Here is a 21,130-nt window from a genome sequence, read left to right on the forward strand (position 1 = left end):
GCGGACCTCCTGAAGGTCTGCAACGGGTGGAAAGTGGACGTTGCCCTCTCAGCCCGGAGCCCAATCTCGCAGAAGGTCGGACAGATCGTCATCTTCACCGATGGTTACGGCTGAATAGCCGAAGCCTTCGGCGACCAACTGATGGGCATGAGGCTCAAGCACCGACCAAGCTGGGTCCACAACCATTCCCTTGGGCGGTCCCACCTTCACCAAGGCAGTGGCTTCCAGCTTCGATCCGTTGCTCAGGATCAACTGGCAGGGCGCGATCACTTCGAGACCGAGACGTCGACCGGCGGCGAGCCATCTGCGGGTCTGTTCGAGGTTCATGTGCGGAGCGTGCCCATATCATGGAATGTCCGCAACGGGTCGAAAGCGGACCTACGCTAGGGACCGAGCAGCGGTCTTACGGAACTTCGGCTTGGAGGGGAGCAGCCAGCGTCTGCTTCCGACCCTTAGGAGACACTCGTTGCTTCCCGGTGGAAGGCGGGTTTTGGCTGACTAGTGATCATTCAAGCGCGGTAGCGCAGGGCATCCATGATCACCGTGAAGGCCGGCGTGTGCTGGCGCCGGCTCGGGTAGTAGAGATGGTAGCCTGGGAATGGCGGCGACCAGTCCGAGAGCACCTGCACGAGGTCGCCGCTGTCCAGATGTGGCTGGACCTCATCTTGGAAGATGTAGGCGACGCCGAAGCCGTCGAGTGCGGCCCGCAGGATCTGCACATTGCTGCTGAAGACGAGCTGGCCTTCCACCCGCACCCGGAGGTCGCGCCCCTTCTTCGAGAACTCCCACGCATAGAGGCCGCCAGAGGTCGGCTGGCGGAAATTGATGCAGCGGTGGGTCGAAAGGTCTTGCGGCTCCCGTGGCTTGGGGTGGCGCGCGAAGTACGCTGGGGACGCCACTGCGACCAGCCGCATCTCCGGTCCGATGGGAACTGTGATCATGTCTTTCGCGACGAGTTCCCCGAGGCGCACACCGGCGTCATATCCCTCGGCGGCGATGTCCGTCAGGCCATAGTCGGAGACAAGCTCGACATTGATGTCGGGGTAATCCGCCAAGAGGTTGCGGAGCACCGGCCACAGCACGGTGTCCACCGCGTGCGGATCAGCGGTGATCCGGACGCTTCCGGCGGGCTTGTCCCGCAGGTCGCTCAGCGCGGCGATTTCGGCGTCGATCTCATCGAACCGTGGGCCAATCCTCTGAAGAAGGCGCTCGCCCGCCTCTGTCGGCGTCACGCTGCGCGTCGTGCGGTTCAGCAGCCGCATCCCTAGCCGCTCCTCCAGGCCTCGAAGGGTGTGACTTAGCGCCGAAGGGGACACCCCGAGCCGCGCCGCGGCGCGTGTGAAACTGCGTTCTCGCGCCACCGCCAGGAAGGCGACGAGGTCGTTCGGGTTTGTGCGGGCCATTCCTGAGTTTCACTCACAGGTCCATGCGTGTTTCGGGCTCTAATCGCACAACAGCCGCCTGACTAGATTAGCCGCTCGAACAAGGAGCGTTAGTCATGATCAGCAGCAATCAAGCCCGCGGCAGACAGTCCGCTGACGGCGCTATCAGCCGTCGCGGCCTCTTGGCCGCGGGCGCTGCCTTTGGAACCGTGCTGCCGGCGGCGAGGGCCGCATCAGCACAGTTGCGGGCCGGCACGACCGGGACGCTCCCAGGTAGCCCTCAGCAGACCCGCAAGCTCGGCAACCTGGTTGTCTCGAAACTCGGCTTCGGGGCCATGAGCATCAGCGGCAACTACGGTCCGCCAGCCGATCGCGCTCAAGGTCTACGCGTCATTCGTGCGGCGTACGACCAGGGCGTCACCTTCTTCGACACGGCTGAAGTTTACGGCCCGTACACGAACGAAGATCTCGTTGGTGAAGCCCTCGCGCCCGTCAGGGACAGGGTGGCGATCGCAACCAAGTTTGGCTTCGAGATCCCGGGTAGCGGTTTGAATAGCCGCCCCGATCACATCAGGCGCGTCGTCGAGGGCTCGCTCAAACGGCTCCGGACAGACCGCATCGATCTGCTCTACCAACATCGCGTCGACCCTGCGGTGCCCATCGAAGAGGTCGCCGGTGCGGTCCGAGACCTGATCCGGGAAGGCAAGGTGCTCCACTTCGGCCTCTCGGAGGCGAGCCCGGCCACGATCCGCCGCGCCCACGCTGTCCAGCCTGTTGCGGCCCTCCAGAACGAATACTCCCTAATGACCCGGGACGTGGAATCGAACGGGGTCCTGGACACCTGCGAGGAGCTCGGCATCGGCCTTGTTCCGTGGAGCCCAGTCGCCATGGGCTATCTCACCGGGACTATGAACGGGGATACGAGGTTCGATCCTCAGACGGATATCCGTTCCGGCTTCGAGCGCTTCTCGCCCGAAAACCTCGCGGGCAACCTGCCCATCGTGGAGCGGGTGAGGCAGTTCGGGGCGCGCAGGAACGCCACGCCGGCCCAGGTCTCCCTCGCCTGGCTGTTGGCCAAGAAGCCGTGGATCGTGCCCATTCCGGGGACGCGCAATCAGGTTCACCTACGGGAGAACCTCGGGGCCGCGGCTGTGCACCTGACGCCCGAAGACGTCCGCGATCTTGAAGCGAGTCTATCGGGCCTCCGGCTCTATGGCCGTCGCCTGAACGCCGCCCACTTCTCCACCATCGACCAAAGGCTCTAGGCGCGCGCCTGACGCGTCGTGAAAGGACAGGAAATGACTGATCAGAAGGTATGGTTCATAACCGGCGCTGGCCGGGGTTTAGGCGTCGATATCGCTCAGCAGGCTCTGGCCGCCGGGCACGCCGTCGTCGCGACCGGACGCAACCGGGAGGCGGTCTTGCGGGCCATCGGGCCTCACGAGAACCTGCTGACCGTCGCGCTCGACATCACCGATCCCGTCGCTGCGGCGGCCGCCGCGCAGGCTGCGGTCGAGCGCTTCGGCCGCATCGATGTCCTGGTCAACAATGCGGGCAACTTCTACGCCGGCTACTTCGAGAACATCAGTGCGGAGCAGTTCAGGGCGCAGATGGAGACGAACTTCTTCGGCCCGCTGAACGTGACACGGGCGATACTTCCGATCATGCGGGCGCAGCGAGCGGGCCAGGTGATTACCATCAGCTCGCTTGCGGGGCTCATCGGCCAAGAGTTCGTCGTCGCGTATGCGGCGTCGAAGTTCGCGCTCGAAGGCTGGATGGAGTCGCTACGGTTCGACGTCGACCCTTTCGGCATCGACACGATGCTGGTCGAGCCAGGTTTCTTCCGCACCGAATTACTGGTGGAAGGCGCTTCGACGATTTGGCCGGAACTCTCCATCGATGACTACGCCGACCGCACCCACCAAACAATCGAGGCCTGGAGGGGTATGAACGGTCAGCAAGGCGGCGACCCTGCAAAGCTCGCGGCCGCCCTAGTGAACCTCTCCGATGCAGGAGAGCTTCCCCCGCGCTTCGTGGCAGGCGCAGACGCGATGACTGCCGTTGAGGCCAAGCTCGAAACCATGAAGAGGCAGATCGACGCCAATCGCGACCTCTCAGCCTCACTCGCCTTCCAGGCTGGCCGGTAGCCGGCCGGGCGGGGAGGGCCGCTTTCCACCCTTAGCTGACCTTCGGAGAGGCCGCTTACCGAGTGCTTCCGCTGAATGTCGTGTTTCGGCGCGGACCCTAACGTCCGCTCGTGGCGCAAAGCTGACGCCCCTACACTCCCGCCCTTCGCGCCGTCCGCGGCTCCTTCACGGCCACCACCAGCAGCAGCAGCGCCACCGTCAGGAACCCCAGCGACAACCCGAACACCACCGGGTAGCCGGCCGCCTGCGCGATGATCCCGCCGGCCAGCGGCCCCGCCGTGGCCGTGGTGCTCTCCGCCGTCGCGGAGACGGCGATGCGCATGGGGAGGTCGTCGCGTTCGCCGAACTCCAGGATCATGGTCTGGGCGCTCATCATGTAGCCGGCCTGCGCCGCGCCCAGGCCGAAGAAGGCCCCGAAGATCGCCGGCATGGTGTGGACGTTCATCAGCAGCACCGTGGCCGCGATCCAGGCGGCCAGCGAGAACAGCAGCACGAGCCGAAAGCCCGTCTTGTCGCCCAGGTAGCCCCAGACCAAGTTCGACAGCGTGTCGGCGCCCAGGAAGGCCAGCGACAGCAGGCCCAAGGTCTTGCCGTCCAGCCCGATGCTGGAGCCCACGTAGAGGATGTAGAACGGCGTCGCGATCCGGGCCGAGGTGGCCAGCATCTGCACCAGCAGGAAGAAGCCGTAGGCGCGGTCCTGGCGGATCAGCTCGGGGAAGTCGCGCAGCCGGTCGCGGAAGCGGCCCTGCGCCCGCGTGGTCGGCGGCTCGGGCTCCTTCAGCAGGAGCTGCAGGGCCCACAGCCCCAGCGTGGTCAGCACGAAGGCGAAGACGAAGGTGGTCGAATAGCCGTTGCCGAACAGGTTGGCGTCGATGAACCAGCGCCCGGCAAAGTAGGCCAGCGCCGCGGCGATCACCCCGCCGGTGGCGTTGCGCCAGGCCTGCAGCCGGCCGCGGCGGCTGATCGGGATCACCTTGGCCATCAGCATGGAGAACACCACCCGCTGGGCGCCCATGAAGAGGCCGAACATCAGCATGAAGCCGAGGATGGCGGTGACCCGCGGGCTGAACTTGCCGATGCCGTTGATCACGAACATCGTCACGTCGTTGGGCAGGAACCAGCCGGCCAGCGCGATGCCGAGGATGGCGAGCCGCGCCAGGCCCCCCATCCACATGGCCGCCGGCATCACCTTGGTCCGGTGCTCGATCTTGGTGGCCCCGAAGATCGGCGAGATCACCCCGCCCACCTGCTGCAGCGCCAGGCCTAAGCCCACGATGGCGTTGGAGCCGGAGATGGCGAACAGGTAGGCCGGCAGGAAGGTCGGCGCATTGACCAGCCGAAAGCCGGTCATCCCCAGCATGCCGTGCAGGTAGTTGCCTGCGTAGTTGCGCCTCAGGTTGTCCCAGACGAACTTCTCGTAGGCCGCCTCGCGGGCCGGCAGGTCGTCCTCCGCCGGCGCGGGGGCTGGAGCGTCAGGCTTGGAGTCCAATGGCGCGCGCCCCGGCCCCGCTCGGCCGACGGCCCCTTCAAGCAATGTCTCAATTCAATGACGCCGGTCTATCAGACACCGCCCGCCGCTCGCTAGGCCCGACCGCGCCCGCGGCCTTTAGCGGAACTGCCGCAGCCGCGCGGCCAGCTCCGCGCGGCGGTTCACGCCGACCTTGCGGAACACCGACTTGATGTGGCTGCGCAGGGTGCCCGTCGTGATGCTCAGGCTGGCGGCGATCGCCTCGGTGGACTGGCCTTCGGCGAGCTGCAGGGCGATCGCCGACTCCGCGGCGGTCAGGCCATAGGCCGTCTGGATCAGCGCCCGCGACGCCGCGCCCTGCCGGCCCTCGCCGCCGGCCGCCACCACCAGCGCCCGCGGCGCGTCGTCGGAGCCTGACGGCGTGCGGGGCAGGGCGACGATGTCGAGCACCTCCAGCGCCTCGTCCCGCTGCACCACCACCGGGCCGAGCGGCGCCTCGCCGGGGGTTGGCGCGGCGGACAGCGCCTTGTCGATGGCGGCGCCCAGCGCCGCGGCGCCGGCTCCCGTCGCGCGCAGCCGGCCGTGCCGCACCTCCAGCACGCCGCGCCGCAGCACCGCCTCCGCCTGGGCGGTGAGCGCCCGCACCGCCCCCGTCCCGTCGCAGATGAAGGCCGCCATCCCCAGCGCCTCGAGCGCCGCCGCCAGCAGGTCCGCCGCGGACTTCTCCGGCGGCGCCTGGTTCCCCGTCGCCGCGCGGCCCGCGCCCTCGAAGGAGCCGACCCGCCACCGCTCCGCGGGCGGCGGGTCGCGCCGGCCGGCGCGTCCCATGGCCACGATGGTCAGGGTGGGTTGCACGGGTCCTCCGACGCTTCACAGAAATCGACGGACAAAGGCTAGTGGGGGGCCTGGCCGTCGCCCATTAGACCGCATGGTCTACTTGCCAGGGGTGGCGCGGGCGCCCGCCCGCGGCCCCGCGTCGCTTGACAGCCCGTGCGGCGGACCGGATCGTCCGCCCAAGCCGCTTGGAAAGGCTGGAGTAAACGTGGACGCGCCCTATCGCGACCTGATCCTCGTCCACGAAGTGCGCACCGAGCTTAAGGGCAGCATCGTCGCCTGGTTCGTGCTCGCCGCCAGCACCGCGTTCCTGGCCTTCGTGTTCGCCGCAAAGGCGGAGCCGGTCGGGTTCGCGCTGTGGATGGCCATGATCGGGGTCTTCCTCACCGGCCACCTCGCCGGCTGGATCGCCTTCGTGCGCCGCCCGCCGGACGATGAAGCCATCCTGAGGCGCTGGATCCCCGGGGCGAAGCTCGGGATGGTGCTGTGCAACCTGGCCACCGCCTGGAGCGTGTGGGTCTTCATGCCGGTGGCGGGGCCGGAGCTTCGGGCGCTGCTGCTCGTGCTCTTCGCCTGGTTCCTGATCATCCAGTTCGCCGCCGCCACCGAGGCGACCCAGGTGCTGCGGAGCGCCGTCGTGCTGGTGCTGGGCTCGCTCACCGCCTGGCTGCTGGTGGCGCGGCCGCCCTATTTCGTGACGCTGGCGGTGATGCTGCCGCTGTTCGGCGCCACCCTGATCGCCATCCGCCGGTTCATGCGCCAGGCCGTGGTGGCCTCCCGCACAGCCCAGGCCGCGGCCGACGAGGCTCGCGACGCGCTCGCCGCCGCGCTGGCCGACCTCGAGCGCGAGCGCGACGCGCGGACCCAGTTCATCCGCGCCGCATCCCACGACCTGCAACAGCCGCTGCAGGCGGCGAACCTGTTCCTCGACCGGGTGCGGCCCGGGGGCCGCGCGGCCGAGCAGGTCGCGGCCGTCGGCGGGCTTCGCCGCGCACTGACCGCGGCCCGCACGCTGGTGGCCTCGATGCTCGACCACCTGAAGCTGGAGGGCGGGGCGGTGGCGGCCGACATGGCCGACGTCCCCGCCGCCGAGCTGTTCGACCGGGTGCTGCTCACCCAGGGCCCCGCCGCGGCCCAGGCGGGCGTGCGGATCTCCACCGCGGGCGGCGGCGTCGTGCTCCACGCCGACCCGCTGCTCCTCGCCCGCGCCGTCGAGAACCTGGTGGCCAACGCCATCCGCCACTCCGGCGGCCGGCGCGTCCTGATCGGGGCCCGCGTCCAGGCGGGCCGCACCTGGGTCTGGGTCGTGGACGACGGCCAGGGCCTCGCCCCCGGCGACGAGGCGCGCATCTTCAGCCCCTTCGCCCAGGGCGCCCGCGTCGGGGCCGAGGGCGGTTTCGGCCTTGGCCTGGCCGCGACCCGGAACCTGGTCGAGTTGATGCAGGGCGATTGCGGAGTGCGGTCGGACGTGACCCGCGGGGCGGCGTTCTGGATATCGCTACCCGTCGCTCAGGATGCGCCCGCGGTTCGATGCGCGGCCTGATCTGCGATGACCATCCGCTGATGCGCGAGGCGGTGGCCGGCGCCCTGCGCGACCGCTGGCCGAACCTGACCCTGGACGAGGCGGGGGACTATCCCACCGCCTGGCGCCTCGCCGAAGCGGGCGGCCCCGCCTTCTGCCTGGTCGACCTCGACATGCCCGGCGCGGCGCCCGTCGACGGGGTCGCGGCCCTGCACGCCTGCGCGCCGCAGGCGCTGATCCTGGCGCTCACCGGGCTCACCGACGCAGGGCTTCTCGAGGCGGTGCGCGCCGCAGGCGCCGCCGAGGTCTTCTCCAAGAACACCGACGCAACGCTGCTGATCGCCAACCTCGCCGAGCGACTGCCGGAGCTCCAGGGCGCGGAAGCCGCCCGCCTCCCGCCCCGCCAGCAGCAGGTGCTGGGCCTGCTGGCCGAGGGCCTCACCAACAAGGAGATCGCCCGGCGGCTCGCCATCTCGCCGGCCACGGTGAAGATCCACGTCGCCCGCCTGACCACCTGGCTCGGCGCCGCGAACCGGACCGACGCCGCCGTCCGGGCGCAACGGGCGCGGGTGCTGCGCAGCGGCGGCTGAAATCGCCACGGCCAAGCTGTACAGAACAAAGCGCGAACTATATCCCTCGCGGCATGGCCGTCCTCGACCTGAAGCGCAAGCTCGCCATCCTCTCCGACGCCGCGAAGTACGACGCCTCCTGCGCCTCCTCGGGCAGCGTCAAGCGCGACTCCGTGGGCGGGAAGGGGATGGGCTCCACCGATGGCGGCATGGGCATCTGCCACGCCTATGCGCCCGACGGCCGCTGCATCAGCCTGCTCAAGATCCTGCTGACCAACTTCTGCGTCTACGACTGCGCCTACTGCGTGAACCGGGTGAGCTCGAACATCACCCGCGCGCGGTTCTCGGTGGCCGAGGTCGTCGACCTGACGCTCGGCTTCTACCGGCGCAACTACATCGAGGGCCTGTTCCTCTCCTCCGGCATCATCCAGAGCCCGGACTACACCATGGAGCAGCTGGTGGGCGTGGCGCGCACCCTGCGCGAGGTCCACGACTTCCGCGGCTACATCCACCTGAAGGTGATCCCGGAAGCCGCGCCGGCCCTGGTCAACGAGGCCGGCCTCTACGCCGACCGGCTGTCCATCAACATCGAGCTGCCCCGCGACGAGAGCCTCAAGAGCCTCGCGCCCGAGAAGGACGCCGCCGGCATCCAGAAGGCCATGGGCGCGGTGCGCCTCGGCGAGGAGGCCGGCAAGGACAAGGCCATCAAGACTGCTGCGCCCAAGTTCGCCCCGGCCGGGCAGTCCACTCAGCTGATCGTGGGCGCCGACGAGGCCTCCGACGGCGAGATCCTGAAGCGCAGCGAGACGCTCTACGGCGCCTACCGCCTGCGACGCGTCTACTACTCCGCCTTCTCGCCGATCCCCGACGCCACCGCCCGCCTGCCGCTGCAGCGCCCGCCCCTGGTGCGCGAGCACCGCCTGTATCAGGCCGACTGGCTGATGCGCTTCTACGGCTTCGCCCGCGCCGAGATCATCGGCGAGGCCGAGGACCTAGACCTCGCCATCGACCCCAAGCTCGCCTGGGCGCTTCGGAACCGCGGGGACTTCCCGGTCGACGTGAACACCGCCGACCGGGAGCGCCTGCTGCGCGTGCCCGGTCTCGGCGTGAAGGCCGTGGACCGCATCCTGACGGAGCGACATTTCACCCGCCTGACCCTGGCCAACGTGCGACAGCTCTCCCGCGGCATCGACAAGCTCAAGCCCTTCATCGTCACCGACGACTGGAGCCCCGGCGGCCTCACCGACCGCGACGACCTCCGCGCCCGCCTGGCCCCGCCGCCCGAGCAGATGCAGTTGTTTTGATGGAGGTTGTCCGCCTCGCCTCCGAAACCGACTTCGACGGCTGGCGCGCCGCCGCCCGGTCGCTCCGTATACGGAACATAGAACCCGCCGCCGTCGTCTGGACGGTGGACGGCGAGCCGAGCCTCCTGCCACAGACCGTCGCTCCCGCGCCCGGCGCGCTGAGCGTCCCCAGGGCCTTCCTCGACCTCGCCCGCCAGGTGGTCCTGCACCGCTCCGACGACCGCTTCGCCCTGCTCTACCGCCTGCTGTGGCGCCTGCAGTCGGAGCCCAACCTGCTCCACGTCCGCTCCGACCCCGACGTGGCCCGCGCCCGGGCCTTGGAGAAGCAGGTCTCCACCGCCATCCACAAGATGCACGCCTTCGTCCGCTTCCGGGAGACCCGCGACCCCGACGGCGCCGAGCGCTACGTGGCCTGGTTCGAGCCGGCCCACCGGGTGACCGAGGCCGCAGCCGGCTTCTTCGTCCGCCGCTTCGCCAACATGCGCTTCTCGATCCTGACGCCCGACGCCTGCGCCCACTGGGACACCGCGGAGCTCACCTTCACGCCAGGCGCCGACGCGGCCGACGCCCCCTCCGAGGACGCCCTGGAGGACTACTGGCGCACCTACTACGCCTCCATCTTCAACCCCGCCCGCCTGAAGGTGAAGGCCATGCAGAAGGAGATGCCGAAGGCCTACTGGCGGAACCTGCCCGAAGCCGCGCTCATTCCGGAACTGATCGCCAAGGCGGAGGCCCAGACCCAGGCCATGATCGCGAAAGCGCCCACCGAGCCGGACCGCCGCATGGTCCGCGCCGCCCAGCGCGCCAGCCGCGACGCCCCCTTCGACGGCCAGGCGCCCACCACCCTCGAGGAGGTCTGGGCCGGCGTCTCCGCCTGCCGCCGCTGCGACCTCTGGCGCTGCGGCAACGGCGTGGCCGGCGAGGGCCCCAAGTCCGCCAAGCTGATGTTCGTCGGCGAGCAGCCCGGCGACAACGAGGAGCAGGCCGTGAAGCCCTTCGTGGGCCCCGCCGGCAAGGTGCTCGATCGTGCGCTCGCCGAGGCCGGCGTGCCCCGCGCCGAGACCTTCGTCACCAACGCCGTGAAGCACTTCAAGCACGAGGTCCGCGGCAAGCGCCGGCTGCACAAGACCCCCGACGGCGGCGAGGTCCAGGCCTGCCGCTGGTGGCTGGACAACGAACGCCGCATCGTGCGGCCGCGGGTCATCGTGGCGCTGGGCTCCACCGCCGCGCTGTCGGTCTTCGGCAAGCCCACGCCCATCGGCAAGTTCCGCCAGCAGGCTATCCAGTTGCCGGACCAGGCGCAGGGCGTGGTGACTTACCACCCCTCCTACCTGCTGCGCGTGCCCGACAAGGAGGCCAAGGCGAAGGCCTACGCCATGTTCGTCGACGACCTGAGGTTCGCCTGGAAACTCGCCGCCTAGGCTGTGGGTTGGCTAGGCATGGAACAGACGCCACACCCCAGCCACCTGGACCAGACAGACCCGGCCAACGCCGACGTCCGCGACATCCGCGAGGAGGCCGACCGCGAGATCGACGCCTACGCCCGCGACCTCCACGACCTGGTGCTGCTGATGCCCGAGGACCGCTGGGACGAGTTCGTCCGCCTCGCTCAGGACGAGGTCCAGGAGGAGGAAGGCGGCGTCCGCTACCGCGGCGTGCTCTTCCGGCGCGCGCCCGTCACCGCGGTGGTGGCGCAGGAAGGCTTCTAGGCTAAGCTTTCGCCTCTTCTTTCGGAGGCTGACATGCGCTCCCTTGTCCTATTCGCCCTCTTGCCGCTCGCCGGTTGCGCTCAAGTGGCCGAGGGGCAGCGGCAGAACCTCAACAACATGCGGATCCAGGACGCCGTCTCCGGCTACGAGACCGCACGGCGCAAGGCCGATCCCATGGACATGTGCGTAAAGGCCAAGCTTGTCGCGATCGCCTACGAGGACGCCAAGGACTTCACGAACGCTCAGGCCTGGAAGTCGAAGGAGCGCGAGGACTGCTCCGCGCTGATGGCGGCCTACGGCGTCACCGAGCCCGCGGACCGCTAGCGCAGGAAGCCCGCTTCGGCGAAGTCGAGCATCCGCCTCAGCAGGGCCTGGGTGTCGGCCTCGCGGGTGAGGCCGCCCGAGAGGTGGTGCAGCCGGTCGAACTCGAGGAAGCGGTTGTTGTGCACCATGCCCAGGCAGAAGTGCAGCCGCCAGTAGACCTCCTCGCGCGGCAGGTCCGGCCGGGCGGCGATCAGCGCGTTGGCGAACCGCTCGAGGTGGCTGACGTCGTTCTGGATGGCGTCGCGCATCTGGGCGGTGCCCTCGGAGCGAGCGCGGATGATGAACTGCACGCTGATCCGCCGCTCGTGGTCCGGGGCGGCCCAGCGCAGCGAAGGCGTGAAGTAGGCCTCCAGGATCTCGCGCACGGGCGGGGTCCCGCCATGGCGGTCGGATGCCTCGTGCAGCATGCGGGCTCGCTCGCGGTTGAGCTCGCTGGTGCGCCGGCGGAAGATCTCGAAGAGCAGGGCGTCCTTGGACCCGAAGTGGTAGTTCACGCTCGCCAGGTTCACGCCGGCCTCGGCGGTGATGTCGCGCACTGAGACGTTCTGGAAGCCGTGCAGGGCGAAGAGGCGCTCGGCGGCGTTGAACACCGCGGCCTTGGTGGCGGCCTGGGCCTCGTCGCTCTCGGCGGCGTCGTGCAGCTGGGGATCGGTCATGCGAATCCCTTAGGACATCAGCGAGACTAGGCCGTCACGCGCAGTTGTCGCAACGTCAGCGCGACAGTTCCCGCATGGCCTTGTCCAGACCCTCGATGGTGAGCGGGTACATCCGGTCGTTGACCAGCTGTTTGATGACCCCGATCGAAGGCGTGTAGTCCCAGTGCCGCTCGGCCGTGGGGTTCAGCCACACCATGTGCTCGTAGATCTGCGCCACGCGGTCGAGCCAGACGGCGCCCGGCTCCTCGTTCCAGTGCTCCACCGAGCCGCCCGGATAGGTCACCTCGTAGGGGCTCATGGTGGCGTCGCCGACGAAGATTACCTTGTAATCGTGCGGGAACTTGTGGAGCACGTCCCAGGTGTTGATCTTCTCGGCGTGGCGGCGGCGGTTGTCCTTCCACACGGCCTCATAGAGGCAGTTGTGGAAGTAGTAGAACTCCATGTTCTTGAACTCGGAGCGGGCGGCGCTGAACAGCTCCTCGCAGACCTTGATGTGCGAATCCATCGATCCGCCGATGTCGAAGAAGATCAGCACCGAGATCTTGTTGCGCCGCTCGGGGCGCATGTTGATGTCCAGGTAGCCCTTCTCCGCCGTGCCCTTGATGGTGGCCGGCATGTCGATCTCGTCGGGGTGGCCCTCGCGCACCCACTTGCGAAGCCGGCGAAGCGCCACCTTGATGTTGCGGGTGCCGAGCTCGACGGAGTCGTCGAGGTTCTTGTACTCGCGCTTGTCCCAGACCTTGATGGCGCGCCCGTGCCGGCCCTTGTCCTGGCCGATGCGTATGCCTTCGGGGTGGTAGCCGTTGGCGCCGAACGGCGAGGTCCCGCCGGTGCCGATCATCTTGTTGCCGCCCTCGTGGCGCTCCTTCTGCTCGCGGATGCGCTCGGCCAGCGCCTCCATGAGCTTGTCGAAGCCGCCCATGGCCTCGATTTGCGCCTTCTCCTCCTCGGTGAGAAATTTTTCCGAGATCTTCTTCAGCCACTCGGCCGGGATGTCGTGGGCGATCTCGCCGTCCAGCCGCTCCAGGCCCTTGAAGACGTGGCCGAACACCTGGTCGAACTTGTCGAGGTTCTTCTCGTCCTTCACCAGGCTGGCGCGCGAAAGGTAGTAGAAGTCGTCCACCGAGCGGTCGATCACGCCCTTGTCGAGCCCCTCCATGAGCATGAGGTACTCTTTCAGCGTCACCGGCACCTTGGCCTGACGCAGTTCGGTGAAGAAGCGCATGAACATGCGGAGCGCCCTCTGGCGGCGAACAGTCGTTTGAACGCCGAAGATGCGGCCGCGGGTCCCGGAAGTCTAGTGCGGCGCCTAGGCCAGGCCGGGCCCGCTGCGGCAGGAGATCGCGAAGGCCGCGGCCAGCTTCCCGTCGGGCGGTGGCATCTGCAGGTTCGCGCCGCCGGCGCGGATCACCACGGGCCCACCGGACATCAGCGCCGCCGGCAGGCCAGGGGGCAGCGGTCCCGTGGCGACGAGGCTGGGCGCGCCCGCCTCGCCCTGCAGATCGAAGGTCTGCCGGCCCACCGAAAGCGTCACCTTGCCCCCCGTGCCGGGCCCGTTGGGCGCGGACACCAACAAATCCGGCGGGTTGCGGCGGCAGGCGATCCGCGTCTCGTCGCTGAACACCAGCGCCGCCCCTGCCGTCGCCGAGGCTTGCAGACTCCAGCGTCCGGCCGGCTGCGGCGGCGGGGCGGTCGCGCAGCCGGCTAGGATGGAGGTGGCGACAAGGGCGAGGGCGGGTCTCATCAGCGTCCGAAGGCCTGGTTGCACAGCTCGGTGGCGAACGCGTCGCTCACCATCAGTTGGCGGTCGGACAACAGCGCCGCGATCGGCGAGCCGGCGTCAACCGCGACGTGGATCGGATATCGGCCGACCACGGTCCGCGTCGAGGGCTCCACCAGCTCCGCGATGGCGGCGATCTCGTGTTGTCCGCCGTCGAGCACCGCCACGAGCCGGTTCTCCCGTTGGACCCCGATGACATGGATGTGCAGGTCCAGCTTGTTCGGTCCCGTAGCGCAGGCGCGCACGTTCTCCAGCACGGAGTCCGTGAAGGTGTCGGTGAAATCCTCGTTCGCCCGCACCCATTCACTGGTCATCCGCACCACGTTGATATGGCTGGACTGGGCGAGCGCCGGATCGATCTCCAGCCGCTGCGAACCCACCGTCGCGGTGGCGCAGGCGGAAAGGGACAGGGCCGCGATGGCGGCGGCGAAGACACGCAAGGTCATGGTCGGCTCTTCTCGTTGCGGCCCCCCGTGGGCCGATGGCGATTAAGAGCCACGGTCAAGCTGACGGCCGGATGAATAGTCAAGCTTGTTGGCGTTCAGGCCACGTGGGCGGACTTCAGCTTGCGCCAGACGGTCATGCGCGAGACGCCGAGTCGGCGGGCGATCTCGACGGGGCCCACCCCGGCGCGCTGCAGTTCGATGATCTCGCGGGCCGGCGCACCGCGGCGGCGGCGCAGCAGGGGCTGCGGGTCGACCGCCGCCACCGCTTCCAGGGCGGCGCGGAGGGCGCGGCCGCCTTCGCCTTCGGTGGAGATGGGCGGCTCGGCGACGTAGAGGCTGGCGCCGCGCTGCTCCAGCTTGTCGAGCACGTCCAGCACCAGCCGGCTGCCGTGGCCGAGGTGCTCAAGGCGGGTCACGACCAGCTGGTCGCCCTGGCCAATGAAATCGAGCACCGAATAGAGCGCGGCGGAGTCGTATCCGGGCGGCGCGTCCGGCTCCTCGGCCCGCACCACGTGGCAGCCGAGGCGTCTCAGCGTCTCCGCATCGTCGCCGTCGCTAGACTGCGCATAGCCGATCCTCAGCATGCCGTACGCTCCTGAACACGCTCTCCCAAGCGGAACAGAGCGTCCCAAAAGCCTGGCCGTTCGCCAAGGCGGGTAATCCTTAAATCGAGGCAATGAAGACCGGAGAACGACAGTCACTTAGGCGGAAATGTGTTCGTCCTTGGCCGTTTCCGCCACATTCCGGGCAAAACTCTCCCCGCGGCGGCGGAGGATGAATTCGTGGTCCACGGTCTGGCCCACGCGGAATCCGTATTCGCCGACGTTCTCGAACCCCCGCCGGCCATAGAACCGTTGGGCTCCGTGGTTCTCGGACCAGACGCCGATCCAGACGTCGCGAGGGCCGTTTGCCTGCAGCCAGGCGACCACCTCATCGAACAGCCGCGCGCCCATGCCGCCGCCCTGCCACGACTTCAACAGGTAGAACCGCTTCAGCTCCCCGCACGCCGGAGTGACATCGTCATGCGGCAGCCCGCAGGGGCCGGCCTCGGCGTAGCCAACGACCTTTCCCTCCGCCTCGACCAGCCAGGCGGCCCGCCTGGGATCGACCAGGTTCCGGCGCGTCTGATCCAGGCCGTAGGCTTCCTCGAGGAAGGCTCGGAGGTCCTCCGGCCGGTAGAGGTGGGCGAAGGTCTCGGTGAAGGTCGCCGCGCCGATCTTGGCCAGGGCTTCGGCGTCGGCGGGTCCTGCGCGGCGGATGGTGGGCTCAGGCATCATGCGGGGCGGGGATTCCGGTTAGGATGAGGCATGAGCCTTTCCCTCTACACGCACAGCGACATGCTCGACCACCGCCCCGGCGAGTGGCACCCGGAGCGGCCGGAGCGCCTGCAGGCCGTGACCGACGCGCTGGCCGACGCATCCGATCTCGACCTCGCGCCGTTCGAGGCTCCTCTGGTGGAGGCCGCCGACCTCGCCCGCGTGCACCCGCAGGACTATGTCGACGCGATCGTGCGTGCTGCGCCCGGCGAGGGCCTGCGCCAGCTCGACGCCGACACCTTCATGTCCGCCGGCTCCCTGAACGCCTCGCGCCGCGCAGCGGGCGCGGTGGTGGCCGCAGTCCGCGCGGTGGCGGCGGGCCAAGCCGAGCGGGCGTTCTGCGCGGTGCGCCCGCCGGGCCACCACGCCGAGCCTGCGCTCCCGATGGGCTTCTGCATCTTCTCCAACGTGGCGGTGGCCGCCCGCGCCGCCCAGGCGGCCGGCCTCGCGCGGGTGGCGGTGGTCGACTTCGACATCCACCACGGCAACGGCACCCAGGCCGCCTTCGCCGGCCAAGAGGGGCTGTTCCTGGCGTCGATCCAGCAGTGGCCGATGTGGCCGGGCACCGGCCATCCGGACGAGCCGGCGCCCGACAACATCGTCAACGCCGTCTCGCCCGCCGGGGCGCCGGCGCGGGTGTGGCGGCGGGCGTTCGAGAGCCTGATGCCGCACGTCGACGACTTCGCCCCCGACCTGATCATCGTCTCCGCGGGCTTCGACGCGCACCGCCGCGACCCCATCGGCGAGGCGGGGCAGAGTCTGGAGGCGGAGGACTTCGCCTGGGCCACGCGGGCCATCGCCGCCGTGGCCAACCGCCACGCGAGGGGCCGGGTTGTTTCCTCGCTCGAGGGCGGCTACGACCTTGAAGCTCTGGGCCAATCTGCGCTTGCGCACGTGAGAGCCCTGGCTGAGGGGTAGAGGAAACGTGGACAGCGTGAGCGGGACCGCCGCCGCCGTCCGGATGGAATGGCCAACGTCTTGAGCCCCGAGCGTGCCGGTGCGCCGGCGACGGCCAGATCCGGCGCCATCATCCTCGCCCGCCATGGCGAGCCCGCGCTGTCGCGCAAGGTGAGGCTGTCGGCGGACGAATATCGCAAGTTCTGGGCGGACTATGAGGTCCTGGGGCTGCTGCCCGGCCAGACCCCGCCCGACACCCTGCTGCAGTTCGTGGACAAGTGCGGCGCCCTGGTGGCGTCTACCCGGCTGCGCTCCATCGAGAGCGCCCAGGCGTTGGCGAAGGGGCGTGAGTTCACTCGCCACGACATGCTGGTCGAGGCGCCGCTGCCGCCGCCCAGGTGGCCGGCATGGGTCCGCATGTCGCCGAAGATGTGGGGCTTCTGGGCGAGGGTCTGGTGGTGGTTCTTCAACCACCACGAGGGCCAGGAGACGCGCCGCCAGGCTGAGAAGCGCGCCGAGGAGGCCGCGGCCATGCTGATCGAGCACGCGGAGAAGGGCGAGGACGTCGTCGTGCTGGCGCACGGCTTCTTCAACTTCATGATCGGTCGTGCGCTGAGGCGCCGCGGCTGGCGGCTCGCCTGGAGCGAGGGCTACAAATACTGGTCCATGCGCCGCTTCGAGCGGGCGAGATAGGCAAATGGCCGCCGACATCGAGGCGGCGGTCGCCGCTCACCGCGATGGCCGGCTGGACGAGGCGGAGGCGGGCTACCGGGCCGTCCTCCAAGGTGATCCGGACAACCTCAGGGCGCGCTACAACCTGGGCCTCCTGCTCGTGCGCCGCCGCGACTTCGACCAGGCGCTGCCCCTGCTCGCCGAGGCGGTGGAGACCGCGCCGCCGGACTTCCCGGCCTGGACCGGCTACGTGCAGGGCCTCACCGCCGCGGGCCGGTTCGACGACGCCGAGCGCGAGCTGAGGGCCCGCGGCTCCGGACCCCAGGCGGAGGCGCTGGAGGTCAAGCTCCGTCAGGCCTGGGCGATGGACCTGCACCGCCGAAGCGAGGCGGCCGCGGCCGAGGCCCAGCTGCGCCGCGTCTGCGAGCTCAGGCCCGACGATCCGGAGGCCTATGCGGACCTGGGCGTGGCGCAGCTGCGCGAGGTGAAGCCGCAGGCAGCGCTGGCCAGTTTCGACAAGGCGCTGCAGATGGCCCCCGGCCTGGTCGGCGTCCTGGTCAACAGGGGTTCAGCGCTCAAGGCGCTGGGCCGGCTGGGCGAGGCGGAGGCGGCCTACCGGGAGGGCCTGGCCGGCGCCCCAGGGCACCCGGCCGCGGCCCGCAACCTCAACGTCCTGCTCATCGAGCAGGGCCGATTCGAGGAGGCCCTGGCGCTCGCCGACGAGGGGCTGAAGGCGGGGGAAAGCCCGGCGGACCTGCTGCTCGCCCGCGGCATCGCCCTGCACAGCCTTGGCCGCTTCGAGGACGCGCTGGGTTGCTTCCAGGCGATCCTGCCGACCGGCGCCCTGCGCTATGAGGCGCTGACCCGCGTGGCGCTGGCGCAGACCAAGCTGCGGCGTCCCCAGGAGGCGCTGCAGACGCTCGGCCAGGCCATAGCCGAGGATCCCACGAACCCGCTTGCCTACTACCGCCGCGCCTTCATGCACCTGCTGCTGAAGGACTTCGAGACGGGCTGGAAGGATTACGAGAAGCGTCTCGACGTGGAGGAGTTCCTGGCCGGCGCCGGGGTGATCACGCCGGAGGTGCGCCGCAAGCTCACCACCGATGCGACGCCCGAGCAGCTGGCAGGCAAGCGTGTGCTGCTGGTGGCCGAACAGGGCATCGGCGACCAGGTGATGTTCGCCAGCGTGATCCCCGACCTGCTCGCTGTCGCCAGCCACGTCACCTGCGCCTGCGACGCGCGCCTGGTCCGGCTGTTCTCCAGCTCGTTCCCCAGCGTGGAGTTCCTGCCGGTGCCGGGCTCTTCGGCCAATGTCGGCGACTACGACGTGGTGCTGGCCATGGGCAGCCTCGGGCGCATCTGGCGCAACCGGCTGGAGGACTTCCCGGCCACGCCGTTCCTCAGGCCCCGCGCGCAGGTGCGCGAAGCCTGGGCCGCGCGCCTCGGGCCTCGACCTGAGAACCTGCGCATCGGCCTGTCCTGGAAGGGCGGCAGTCCCCGCACAGGGACGGTCCGCCGCTCGCTGGGCCTGGAGCAGTTCGCCCCGGTGATCTCCCTGCCAGGGTGCCAGTTCGTGAGCCTGCAGTACGGCGAGGTCGAGGCCGACGTCGCCGCCGCCAACGCCGCCCTGGGGGCCGACGTCCGGGTCTTCCCGGCCGCGGAGATCGACGACTTCGAAGAGCTCGCGGCCCTGGTGCAGAGCCTCGACTTGGTGGTCTCGGTGCAGACCGCCCTGGTGCACCTGTGCGGGGCGGTTGGGCAGGAATGTCTCACCCTGGTTCCCCACGACCCCGAGTGGCGCTACACGCTCAGCGGACCATCCATGCCCTGGTACGGCTCGGTGCGGATCTTCCGCCAGCCGGAGCCGGGCGCCTGGGAGCCGATCATCGCCGAGATCGCCGACCTCCTGCGCGGCCGTCTCGCCGCCTGAGCCCGCTTCGGAGAGCCGTTTGCCGACCTCGCCCGTCCTCGACGTCTACATCGGCTTCGACCGGCAGGAGATCGTCGCCTACCACGTGCTCTGCCAGTCGATCCTGGAGCAGTGCTCGCAGCCCGTGCGGTTCACGCCGATCAACCTCACCTCGCTGAAGCCGGTGTTCGACCGCGAGATGCTGGCCCAGCAGTCGACGGAGTTCTCGTTCTCGCGGTTCCTGACGCCGTACCTGTCCGGCTACGAGGGCTGGAGCCTGTTCATGGACTGCGACATGGTCGCCAGGGCGGACTTCGCCGAGCTCTTCGCCCTCGCCGACGACCGCTACGCAGTGATGGTCGCCAAGCACGACTATGTGCCGAAGAGCGAGATCAAGTTCCTGAACCACCAGCAGGCCAAGTACGCCAAGAAGAACTGGTCGAGCGTGATGCTGCTCAACAACGCCCGCTGCCGTGCGCTCACCCCGGAGTACGTCGCCAGCGCTTCGGGCCTGCAGCTGCACCAGTTCCACTGGCTGGACGATGAGGCGCTGATCGGCGACCTGCCGCTGGAGTGGAACTGGCTGGTGGGCGAGTACGACTACAACCCGGGCGCCAAGGTCGCCCACTTCACGCTCGGTGGGCCCTACTTCACAGGCTACGAGGACAGCGACTACGCCGACGACTGGCGCGCCGCCTACCGCCGCACCATCGACGCCAAGACCAAGCCCGCTAAGCTCTGAAGCGCCGCCACGGGCCCGTGATCGCGAGCGTGACGCCAGGCGAGTAGACGTTGACGAACATCGTCGAGCCGTCGGGCGAGAAGCAGACGCCCGCCAGCTCGGCGTTCGGCGCCTTGTGGTTCGGCGGCGCTACGGCGTTGCGCCCGAAGGTGTAGGTCTGGCCCTTCGGCGTCACCCCCTTCAGCCCGTTCTTGCCGGCATATTTGTCCTCGCAAACGAACAGGTGGCCATACGGTGAGATCGCCAGGTTGTCGGCCATGCTCATGACCGCGGCGTCGGACGGCTCGATGAACAGCGCCACCTCGTCGTTGGCAGGACGGTAGCGGATGATCTGGCCGTTGCGGGTCGGGCCGCCGCTGGTGCAGGCGAAGTAGAGCTCGCGGTCCCCGAAGAAGATGCCCTCGCCGCGGGCGAACCACGCCGCGCCCTTGGCGTGCCCCCGGTGGCGCAGTGCGTTGTCGGGGCTGTCGACCCCGTCGAGGTCGATCCAGACCGCCTTGCGCTTCTCGCCCGGCTTCCACCAGCGGGTGTCCCAGTTCCGCGGGTCGCCGCGGTCCCGGAACCCCATCGCCTGCAGCCTGCCGCCCTTGTGCAGCCGGTCGCGATCATCCGGCAGGTAGCGGTAGAAGAGACAGAACCCGTCCGGCGCATCCTCGGTCAGGTAGACGATCCCGGTGCGCGGGTCGGTGGCCGTGGCCTCGTGCTTGTAGCGGCCCATGCCGGTGATCGGCACAGGGTCGGCGAGGCCGCGCAGGTCGGCCGGCACCTCGAACACCCAGCCATGGTCCTTGCCGGCGTCGGGCCCCTTCTGCAGCTCCACCTCCTCGCAGGAGAGCCAGGTCCGCCTGGGCGTGATCCCGCCTGCGCAGTTCACGGCCGTGCCGGCCAGGCTCATGTGATGGGCGACCAGCGTCTGCGCCTTGAGGTCCCACACCAGGCTCGTGGTCCCGCCGGCCATCGGTACGCCCGCGGCCGTGCGATCATAGACCTTGTCGGCGGGCAGCCTCGAGACCAGCGCCTCGCCCGGGCCGAAGGCGGACTGGCCAGGGTGCGAGGGGCGGAGCTCGTGGTTGCGCACCAGCACCACCCGGTCGCGGCCCGCCGGGAAGCAGCCCATGCCGTCCATGCGGCCGGGCGTCAGCAGGCCGTCGTCCATCGGCTGGCCGGCGCGGCTGACGACGCGGTAGCTGAAGCCTTCCGGCAGGTCGAAGATCCCGGCCGGGTCCGGCTTCAGCGGCCCGTAGCCGGTGACCTCGTTGCGGTACTCCGGCGCCTGGGCGTAGGCGCGCTGCAGCCCACCGAAGGCGGCCGAGGTGGCGGCGAGCGCCAGGAAGCTGCGGCGGCTGAAGGACATGGAAGCTCCCCGATGACGCGCCCTTGCTATCCAGCCCGCGCGCGACAGTCCAATGACGGTTGTGCGGCCGGTGCGCGCGTCTTAGGACGTTGGCGAGGG

At 69.4% G+C, this 21,130-nt stretch carries 23 protein-coding genes; 12 read left to right on the top strand and 11 right to left on the bottom strand.

Going from position 1 to position 21,130, the window contains the following annotated elements:
* Nucleotides 1-48 precede the first annotated feature (48 nt).
* Both VIL76_RS05165 and VIL76_RS05170 read right to left on the bottom strand, forming a co-directional pair.
* The gene (locus VIL76_RS05165) at nucleotides 49-327 is read right to left on the bottom strand and encodes a hypothetical protein (RefSeq protein WP_332043929.1); all 279 of its coding nucleotides are present in this window, start codon (nucleotides 325-327) and stop codon (nucleotides 49-51) included.
* A 182-nt stretch (nucleotides 328-509) separates the two neighbouring features.
* The gene (locus tag VIL76_RS05170) at nucleotides 510-1,403 is read right to left on the bottom strand and encodes a LysR family transcriptional regulator (protein ID WP_332043930.1); all 894 of its coding nucleotides are present in this window, start codon (nucleotides 1,401-1,403) and stop codon (nucleotides 510-512) included.
* A 95-nt stretch (nucleotides 1,404-1,498) separates the two neighbouring features.
* Here VIL76_RS05170 and VIL76_RS05175 point away from each other — a divergent pair, with 95 nt between their 5' ends.
* Both VIL76_RS05175 and VIL76_RS05180 read left to right on the top strand, forming a co-directional pair.
* A complete protein-coding gene (locus tag VIL76_RS05175) occupies nucleotides 1,499-2,647 on the top strand; it encodes an aldo/keto reductase (RefSeq protein ID WP_332043931.1) in 1,149 nt (382 codons plus the stop codon).
* A gap of 33 nt (nucleotides 2,648-2,680) precedes the next feature.
* On the top strand, nucleotides 2,681-3,529 hold the full coding sequence (locus VIL76_RS05180) for an SDR family NAD(P)-dependent oxidoreductase (RefSeq protein WP_332043932.1): 849 nt from the start codon (nucleotides 2,681-2,683) through the stop codon (nucleotides 3,527-3,529).
* A gap of 130 nt (nucleotides 3,530-3,659) precedes the next feature.
* Here VIL76_RS05180 and VIL76_RS05185 read toward each other — a convergent pair whose 3' ends face one another.
* On the bottom strand, nucleotides 3,660-5,018 hold the full coding sequence (locus tag VIL76_RS05185) for an MFS transporter (protein ID WP_332043933.1): 1,359 nt from the start codon (nucleotides 5,016-5,018) through the stop codon (nucleotides 3,660-3,662).
* Between the two features lie 117 nt (nucleotides 5,019-5,135).
* Nucleotides 5,136-5,852 (bottom strand): helix-turn-helix transcriptional regulator, encoded by a 717-nt coding sequence (locus VIL76_RS05190; RefSeq protein WP_332043934.1) that lies wholly within the window; start codon nucleotides 5,850-5,852, stop codon nucleotides 5,136-5,138.
* 187 nt (nucleotides 5,853-6,039) lie between these two features.
* On the opposite strand from VIL76_RS05190, the gene VIL76_RS05195 reads away from it, so the two are divergent.
* Genes VIL76_RS05195 through VIL76_RS05220 form a run of 6 tightly spaced genes read left to right on the top strand, consistent with a single transcriptional unit; the run spans nucleotide 6,040 to nucleotide 11,259 of the window.
* Nucleotides 6,040-7,374, top strand: a complete 1,335-nt coding sequence (locus VIL76_RS05195; RefSeq protein ID WP_332043935.1) for a HAMP domain-containing sensor histidine kinase — start codon at nucleotides 6,040-6,042, stop codon at nucleotides 7,372-7,374.
* Nucleotides 7,362-7,943 (top strand): response regulator transcription factor, encoded by a 582-nt coding sequence (locus VIL76_RS05200; protein ID WP_332043936.1) that lies wholly within the window; start codon nucleotides 7,362-7,364, stop codon nucleotides 7,941-7,943. Before VIL76_RS05195 ends, VIL76_RS05200 begins: the two co-directional genes overlap by 13 nt.
* Nucleotides 7,944-7,996: 53 nt before the next feature.
* Complete coding sequence (locus VIL76_RS05205) at nucleotides 7,997-9,226, top strand: putative DNA modification/repair radical SAM protein (protein ID WP_332043937.1); 1,230 nt, start codon at nucleotides 7,997-7,999, stop codon at nucleotides 9,224-9,226.
* The gene (locus tag VIL76_RS05210) at nucleotides 9,226-10,647 is read left to right on the top strand and encodes a UdgX family uracil-DNA binding protein (protein ID WP_332043938.1); all 1,422 of its coding nucleotides are present in this window, start codon (nucleotides 9,226-9,228) and stop codon (nucleotides 10,645-10,647) included. Before VIL76_RS05205 ends, VIL76_RS05210 begins: the two co-directional genes overlap by 1 nt.
* Before the next feature lie 18 nt (nucleotides 10,648-10,665).
* Nucleotides 10,666-10,935: a hypothetical protein gene (locus tag VIL76_RS05215; protein WP_332043939.1), complete on the top strand. Its 270-nt coding sequence runs from the start codon at nucleotides 10,666-10,668 to the stop codon at nucleotides 10,933-10,935.
* Between the two features lie 33 nt (nucleotides 10,936-10,968).
* Nucleotides 10,969-11,259 carry a hypothetical protein gene (locus tag VIL76_RS05220; RefSeq protein ID WP_332043940.1) on the top strand — a complete coding sequence of 97 codons (291 nt, stop codon included), beginning with the start codon at nucleotides 10,969-10,971 and terminating at the stop codon, nucleotides 11,257-11,259.
* Here VIL76_RS05220 and VIL76_RS05225 read toward each other — a convergent pair.
* The 6 genes from VIL76_RS05225 to VIL76_RS05250 form a co-directional block, all read right to left on the bottom strand.
* Nucleotides 11,256-11,915, bottom strand: coding sequence for a TetR/AcrR family transcriptional regulator (locus tag VIL76_RS05225; RefSeq protein WP_332043941.1), 660 nt, complete (start codon nucleotides 11,913-11,915; stop codon nucleotides 11,256-11,258). The genes VIL76_RS05220 and VIL76_RS05225 overlap by 4 nt on opposite strands.
* A 55-nt stretch (nucleotides 11,916-11,970) precedes the next feature.
* Nucleotides 11,971-13,146: a VWA domain-containing protein gene (locus VIL76_RS05230; protein WP_332043942.1), complete on the bottom strand. Its 1,176-nt coding sequence runs from the start codon at nucleotides 13,144-13,146 to the stop codon at nucleotides 11,971-11,973.
* A gap of 78 nt (nucleotides 13,147-13,224) precedes the next feature.
* Complete coding sequence (locus VIL76_RS05235) at nucleotides 13,225-13,659, bottom strand: hypothetical protein (RefSeq protein WP_332043943.1); 435 nt, start codon at nucleotides 13,657-13,659, stop codon at nucleotides 13,225-13,227.
* Nucleotides 13,659-14,141, bottom strand: a complete 483-nt coding sequence (locus VIL76_RS05240) for a hypothetical protein (RefSeq protein WP_332043944.1) — start codon at nucleotides 14,139-14,141, stop codon at nucleotides 13,659-13,661. Before VIL76_RS05240 ends, VIL76_RS05235 begins: the two co-directional genes overlap by 1 nt.
* 95 nt (nucleotides 14,142-14,236) lie before the next feature.
* Entirely contained in the window at nucleotides 14,237-14,725 is a 489-nt protein-coding gene (locus VIL76_RS05245) for a recombinase family protein (protein ID WP_332043945.1), read from the bottom strand.
* Nucleotides 14,726-14,842: 117 nt separating this feature from the next.
* Entirely contained in the window at nucleotides 14,843-15,418 is a 576-nt protein-coding gene (locus tag VIL76_RS05250; RefSeq protein ID WP_332043946.1) for a GNAT family N-acetyltransferase, read from the bottom strand.
* A gap of 30 nt (nucleotides 15,419-15,448) precedes the next feature.
* Here VIL76_RS05250 and VIL76_RS05255 point away from each other — a divergent pair, with 30 nt between their 5' ends.
* The 4 genes from VIL76_RS05255 to VIL76_RS05270 are packed head-to-tail and all read left to right on the top strand — an operon-like array spanning nucleotide 15,449 to nucleotide 19,677.
* Nucleotides 15,449-16,375 carry a histone deacetylase family protein gene (locus tag VIL76_RS05255; RefSeq protein WP_332043947.1) on the top strand — a complete coding sequence of 309 codons (927 nt, stop codon included), beginning with the start codon at nucleotides 15,449-15,451 and terminating at the stop codon, nucleotides 16,373-16,375.
* Between the two features lie 48 nt (nucleotides 16,376-16,423).
* Entirely contained in the window at nucleotides 16,424-17,047 is a 624-nt protein-coding gene (locus VIL76_RS05260; protein WP_332043948.1) for a histidine phosphatase family protein, read from the top strand.
* A gap of 4 nt (nucleotides 17,048-17,051) precedes the next feature.
* Nucleotides 17,052-18,956, top strand: a complete 1,905-nt coding sequence (locus VIL76_RS05265) for a tetratricopeptide repeat protein (RefSeq protein ID WP_332043949.1) — start codon at nucleotides 17,052-17,054, stop codon at nucleotides 18,954-18,956.
* 19 nt (nucleotides 18,957-18,975) lie between these two features.
* On the top strand, nucleotides 18,976-19,677 hold the full coding sequence (locus VIL76_RS05270; protein WP_332043950.1) for a hypothetical protein: 702 nt from the start codon (nucleotides 18,976-18,978) through the stop codon (nucleotides 19,675-19,677).
* Here the strand turns inward: VIL76_RS05270 and VIL76_RS05275 are convergent.
* Nucleotides 19,667-21,031 carry an alkaline phosphatase PhoX gene (locus tag VIL76_RS05275; RefSeq protein WP_332043951.1) on the bottom strand — a complete coding sequence of 455 codons (1,365 nt, stop codon included), beginning with the start codon at nucleotides 21,029-21,031 and terminating at the stop codon, nucleotides 19,667-19,669. The two genes, VIL76_RS05270 and VIL76_RS05275, sit on opposite strands and share 11 nt — an antisense overlap.
* Between the last annotated feature and the right edge of the window lie 99 nt (nucleotides 21,032-21,130).

Origin of the sequence: Phenylobacterium sp., assembly GCF_036563285.1 — a bacterium.
Lineage (GTDB): Bacteria > Pseudomonadota > Alphaproteobacteria > Caulobacterales > Caulobacteraceae > Phenylobacterium.

Excerpts from the sequence above, each read along its gene's own strand:
- VIL76_RS05165 (WP_332043929.1), bottom strand. The coding sequence starts at position 327 with ATGAACCTCGAACAGACCCGCAGATGGCTCGCCGCCGGTCGACGTCTC.
- VIL76_RS05170 (WP_332043930.1), bottom strand. The coding sequence starts at position 1,403 with ATGGCCCGCACAAACCCGAACGACCTCGTCGCCTTCCTGGCGGTGGCG.
- VIL76_RS05175 (WP_332043931.1), top strand. The coding sequence starts at position 1,499 with ATGATCAGCAGCAATCAAGCCCGCGGCAGACAGTCCGCTGACGGCGCT.
- VIL76_RS05180 (WP_332043932.1), top strand. The coding sequence starts at position 2,681 with ATGACTGATCAGAAGGTATGGTTCATAACCGGCGCTGGCCGGGGTTTA.
- VIL76_RS05200 (WP_332043936.1), top strand. The coding sequence starts at position 7,362 with ATGCGCGGCCTGATCTGCGATGACCATCCGCTGATGCGCGAGGCGGTG.
- VIL76_RS05205 (WP_332043937.1), top strand. The coding sequence starts at position 7,997 with ATGGCCGTCCTCGACCTGAAGCGCAAGCTCGCCATCCTCTCCGACGCC.
- VIL76_RS05210 (WP_332043938.1), top strand. The coding sequence starts at position 9,226 with ATGGAGGTTGTCCGCCTCGCCTCCGAAACCGACTTCGACGGCTGGCGC.
- VIL76_RS05215 (WP_332043939.1), top strand. The coding sequence starts at position 10,666 with ATGGAACAGACGCCACACCCCAGCCACCTGGACCAGACAGACCCGGCC.
- VIL76_RS05220 (WP_332043940.1), top strand. The coding sequence starts at position 10,969 with ATGCGCTCCCTTGTCCTATTCGCCCTCTTGCCGCTCGCCGGTTGCGCT.
- VIL76_RS05225 (WP_332043941.1), bottom strand. The coding sequence starts at position 11,915 with ATGACCGATCCCCAGCTGCACGACGCCGCCGAGAGCGACGAGGCCCAG.
- VIL76_RS05230 (WP_332043942.1), bottom strand. The coding sequence starts at position 13,146 with ATGTTCATGCGCTTCTTCACCGAACTGCGTCAGGCCAAGGTGCCGGTG.
- VIL76_RS05235 (WP_332043943.1), bottom strand. The coding sequence starts at position 13,659 with ATGAGACCCGCCCTCGCCCTTGTCGCCACCTCCATCCTAGCCGGCTGC.
- VIL76_RS05240 (WP_332043944.1), bottom strand. The coding sequence starts at position 14,141 with ATGACCTTGCGTGTCTTCGCCGCCGCCATCGCGGCCCTGTCCCTTTCC.
- VIL76_RS05245 (WP_332043945.1), bottom strand. The coding sequence starts at position 14,725 with ATGCTGAGGATCGGCTATGCGCAGTCTAGCGACGGCGACGATGCGGAG.
- VIL76_RS05250 (WP_332043946.1), bottom strand. The coding sequence starts at position 15,418 with ATGATGCCTGAGCCCACCATCCGCCGCGCAGGACCCGCCGACGCCGAA.
- VIL76_RS05255 (WP_332043947.1), top strand. The coding sequence starts at position 15,449 with ATGAGCCTTTCCCTCTACACGCACAGCGACATGCTCGACCACCGCCCC.
- VIL76_RS05260 (WP_332043948.1), top strand. The coding sequence starts at position 16,424 with ATGGCCAACGTCTTGAGCCCCGAGCGTGCCGGTGCGCCGGCGACGGCC.
- VIL76_RS05265 (WP_332043949.1), top strand. The coding sequence starts at position 17,052 with ATGGCCGCCGACATCGAGGCGGCGGTCGCCGCTCACCGCGATGGCCGG.
- VIL76_RS05275 (WP_332043951.1), bottom strand. The coding sequence starts at position 21,031 with ATGTCCTTCAGCCGCCGCAGCTTCCTGGCGCTCGCCGCCACCTCGGCC.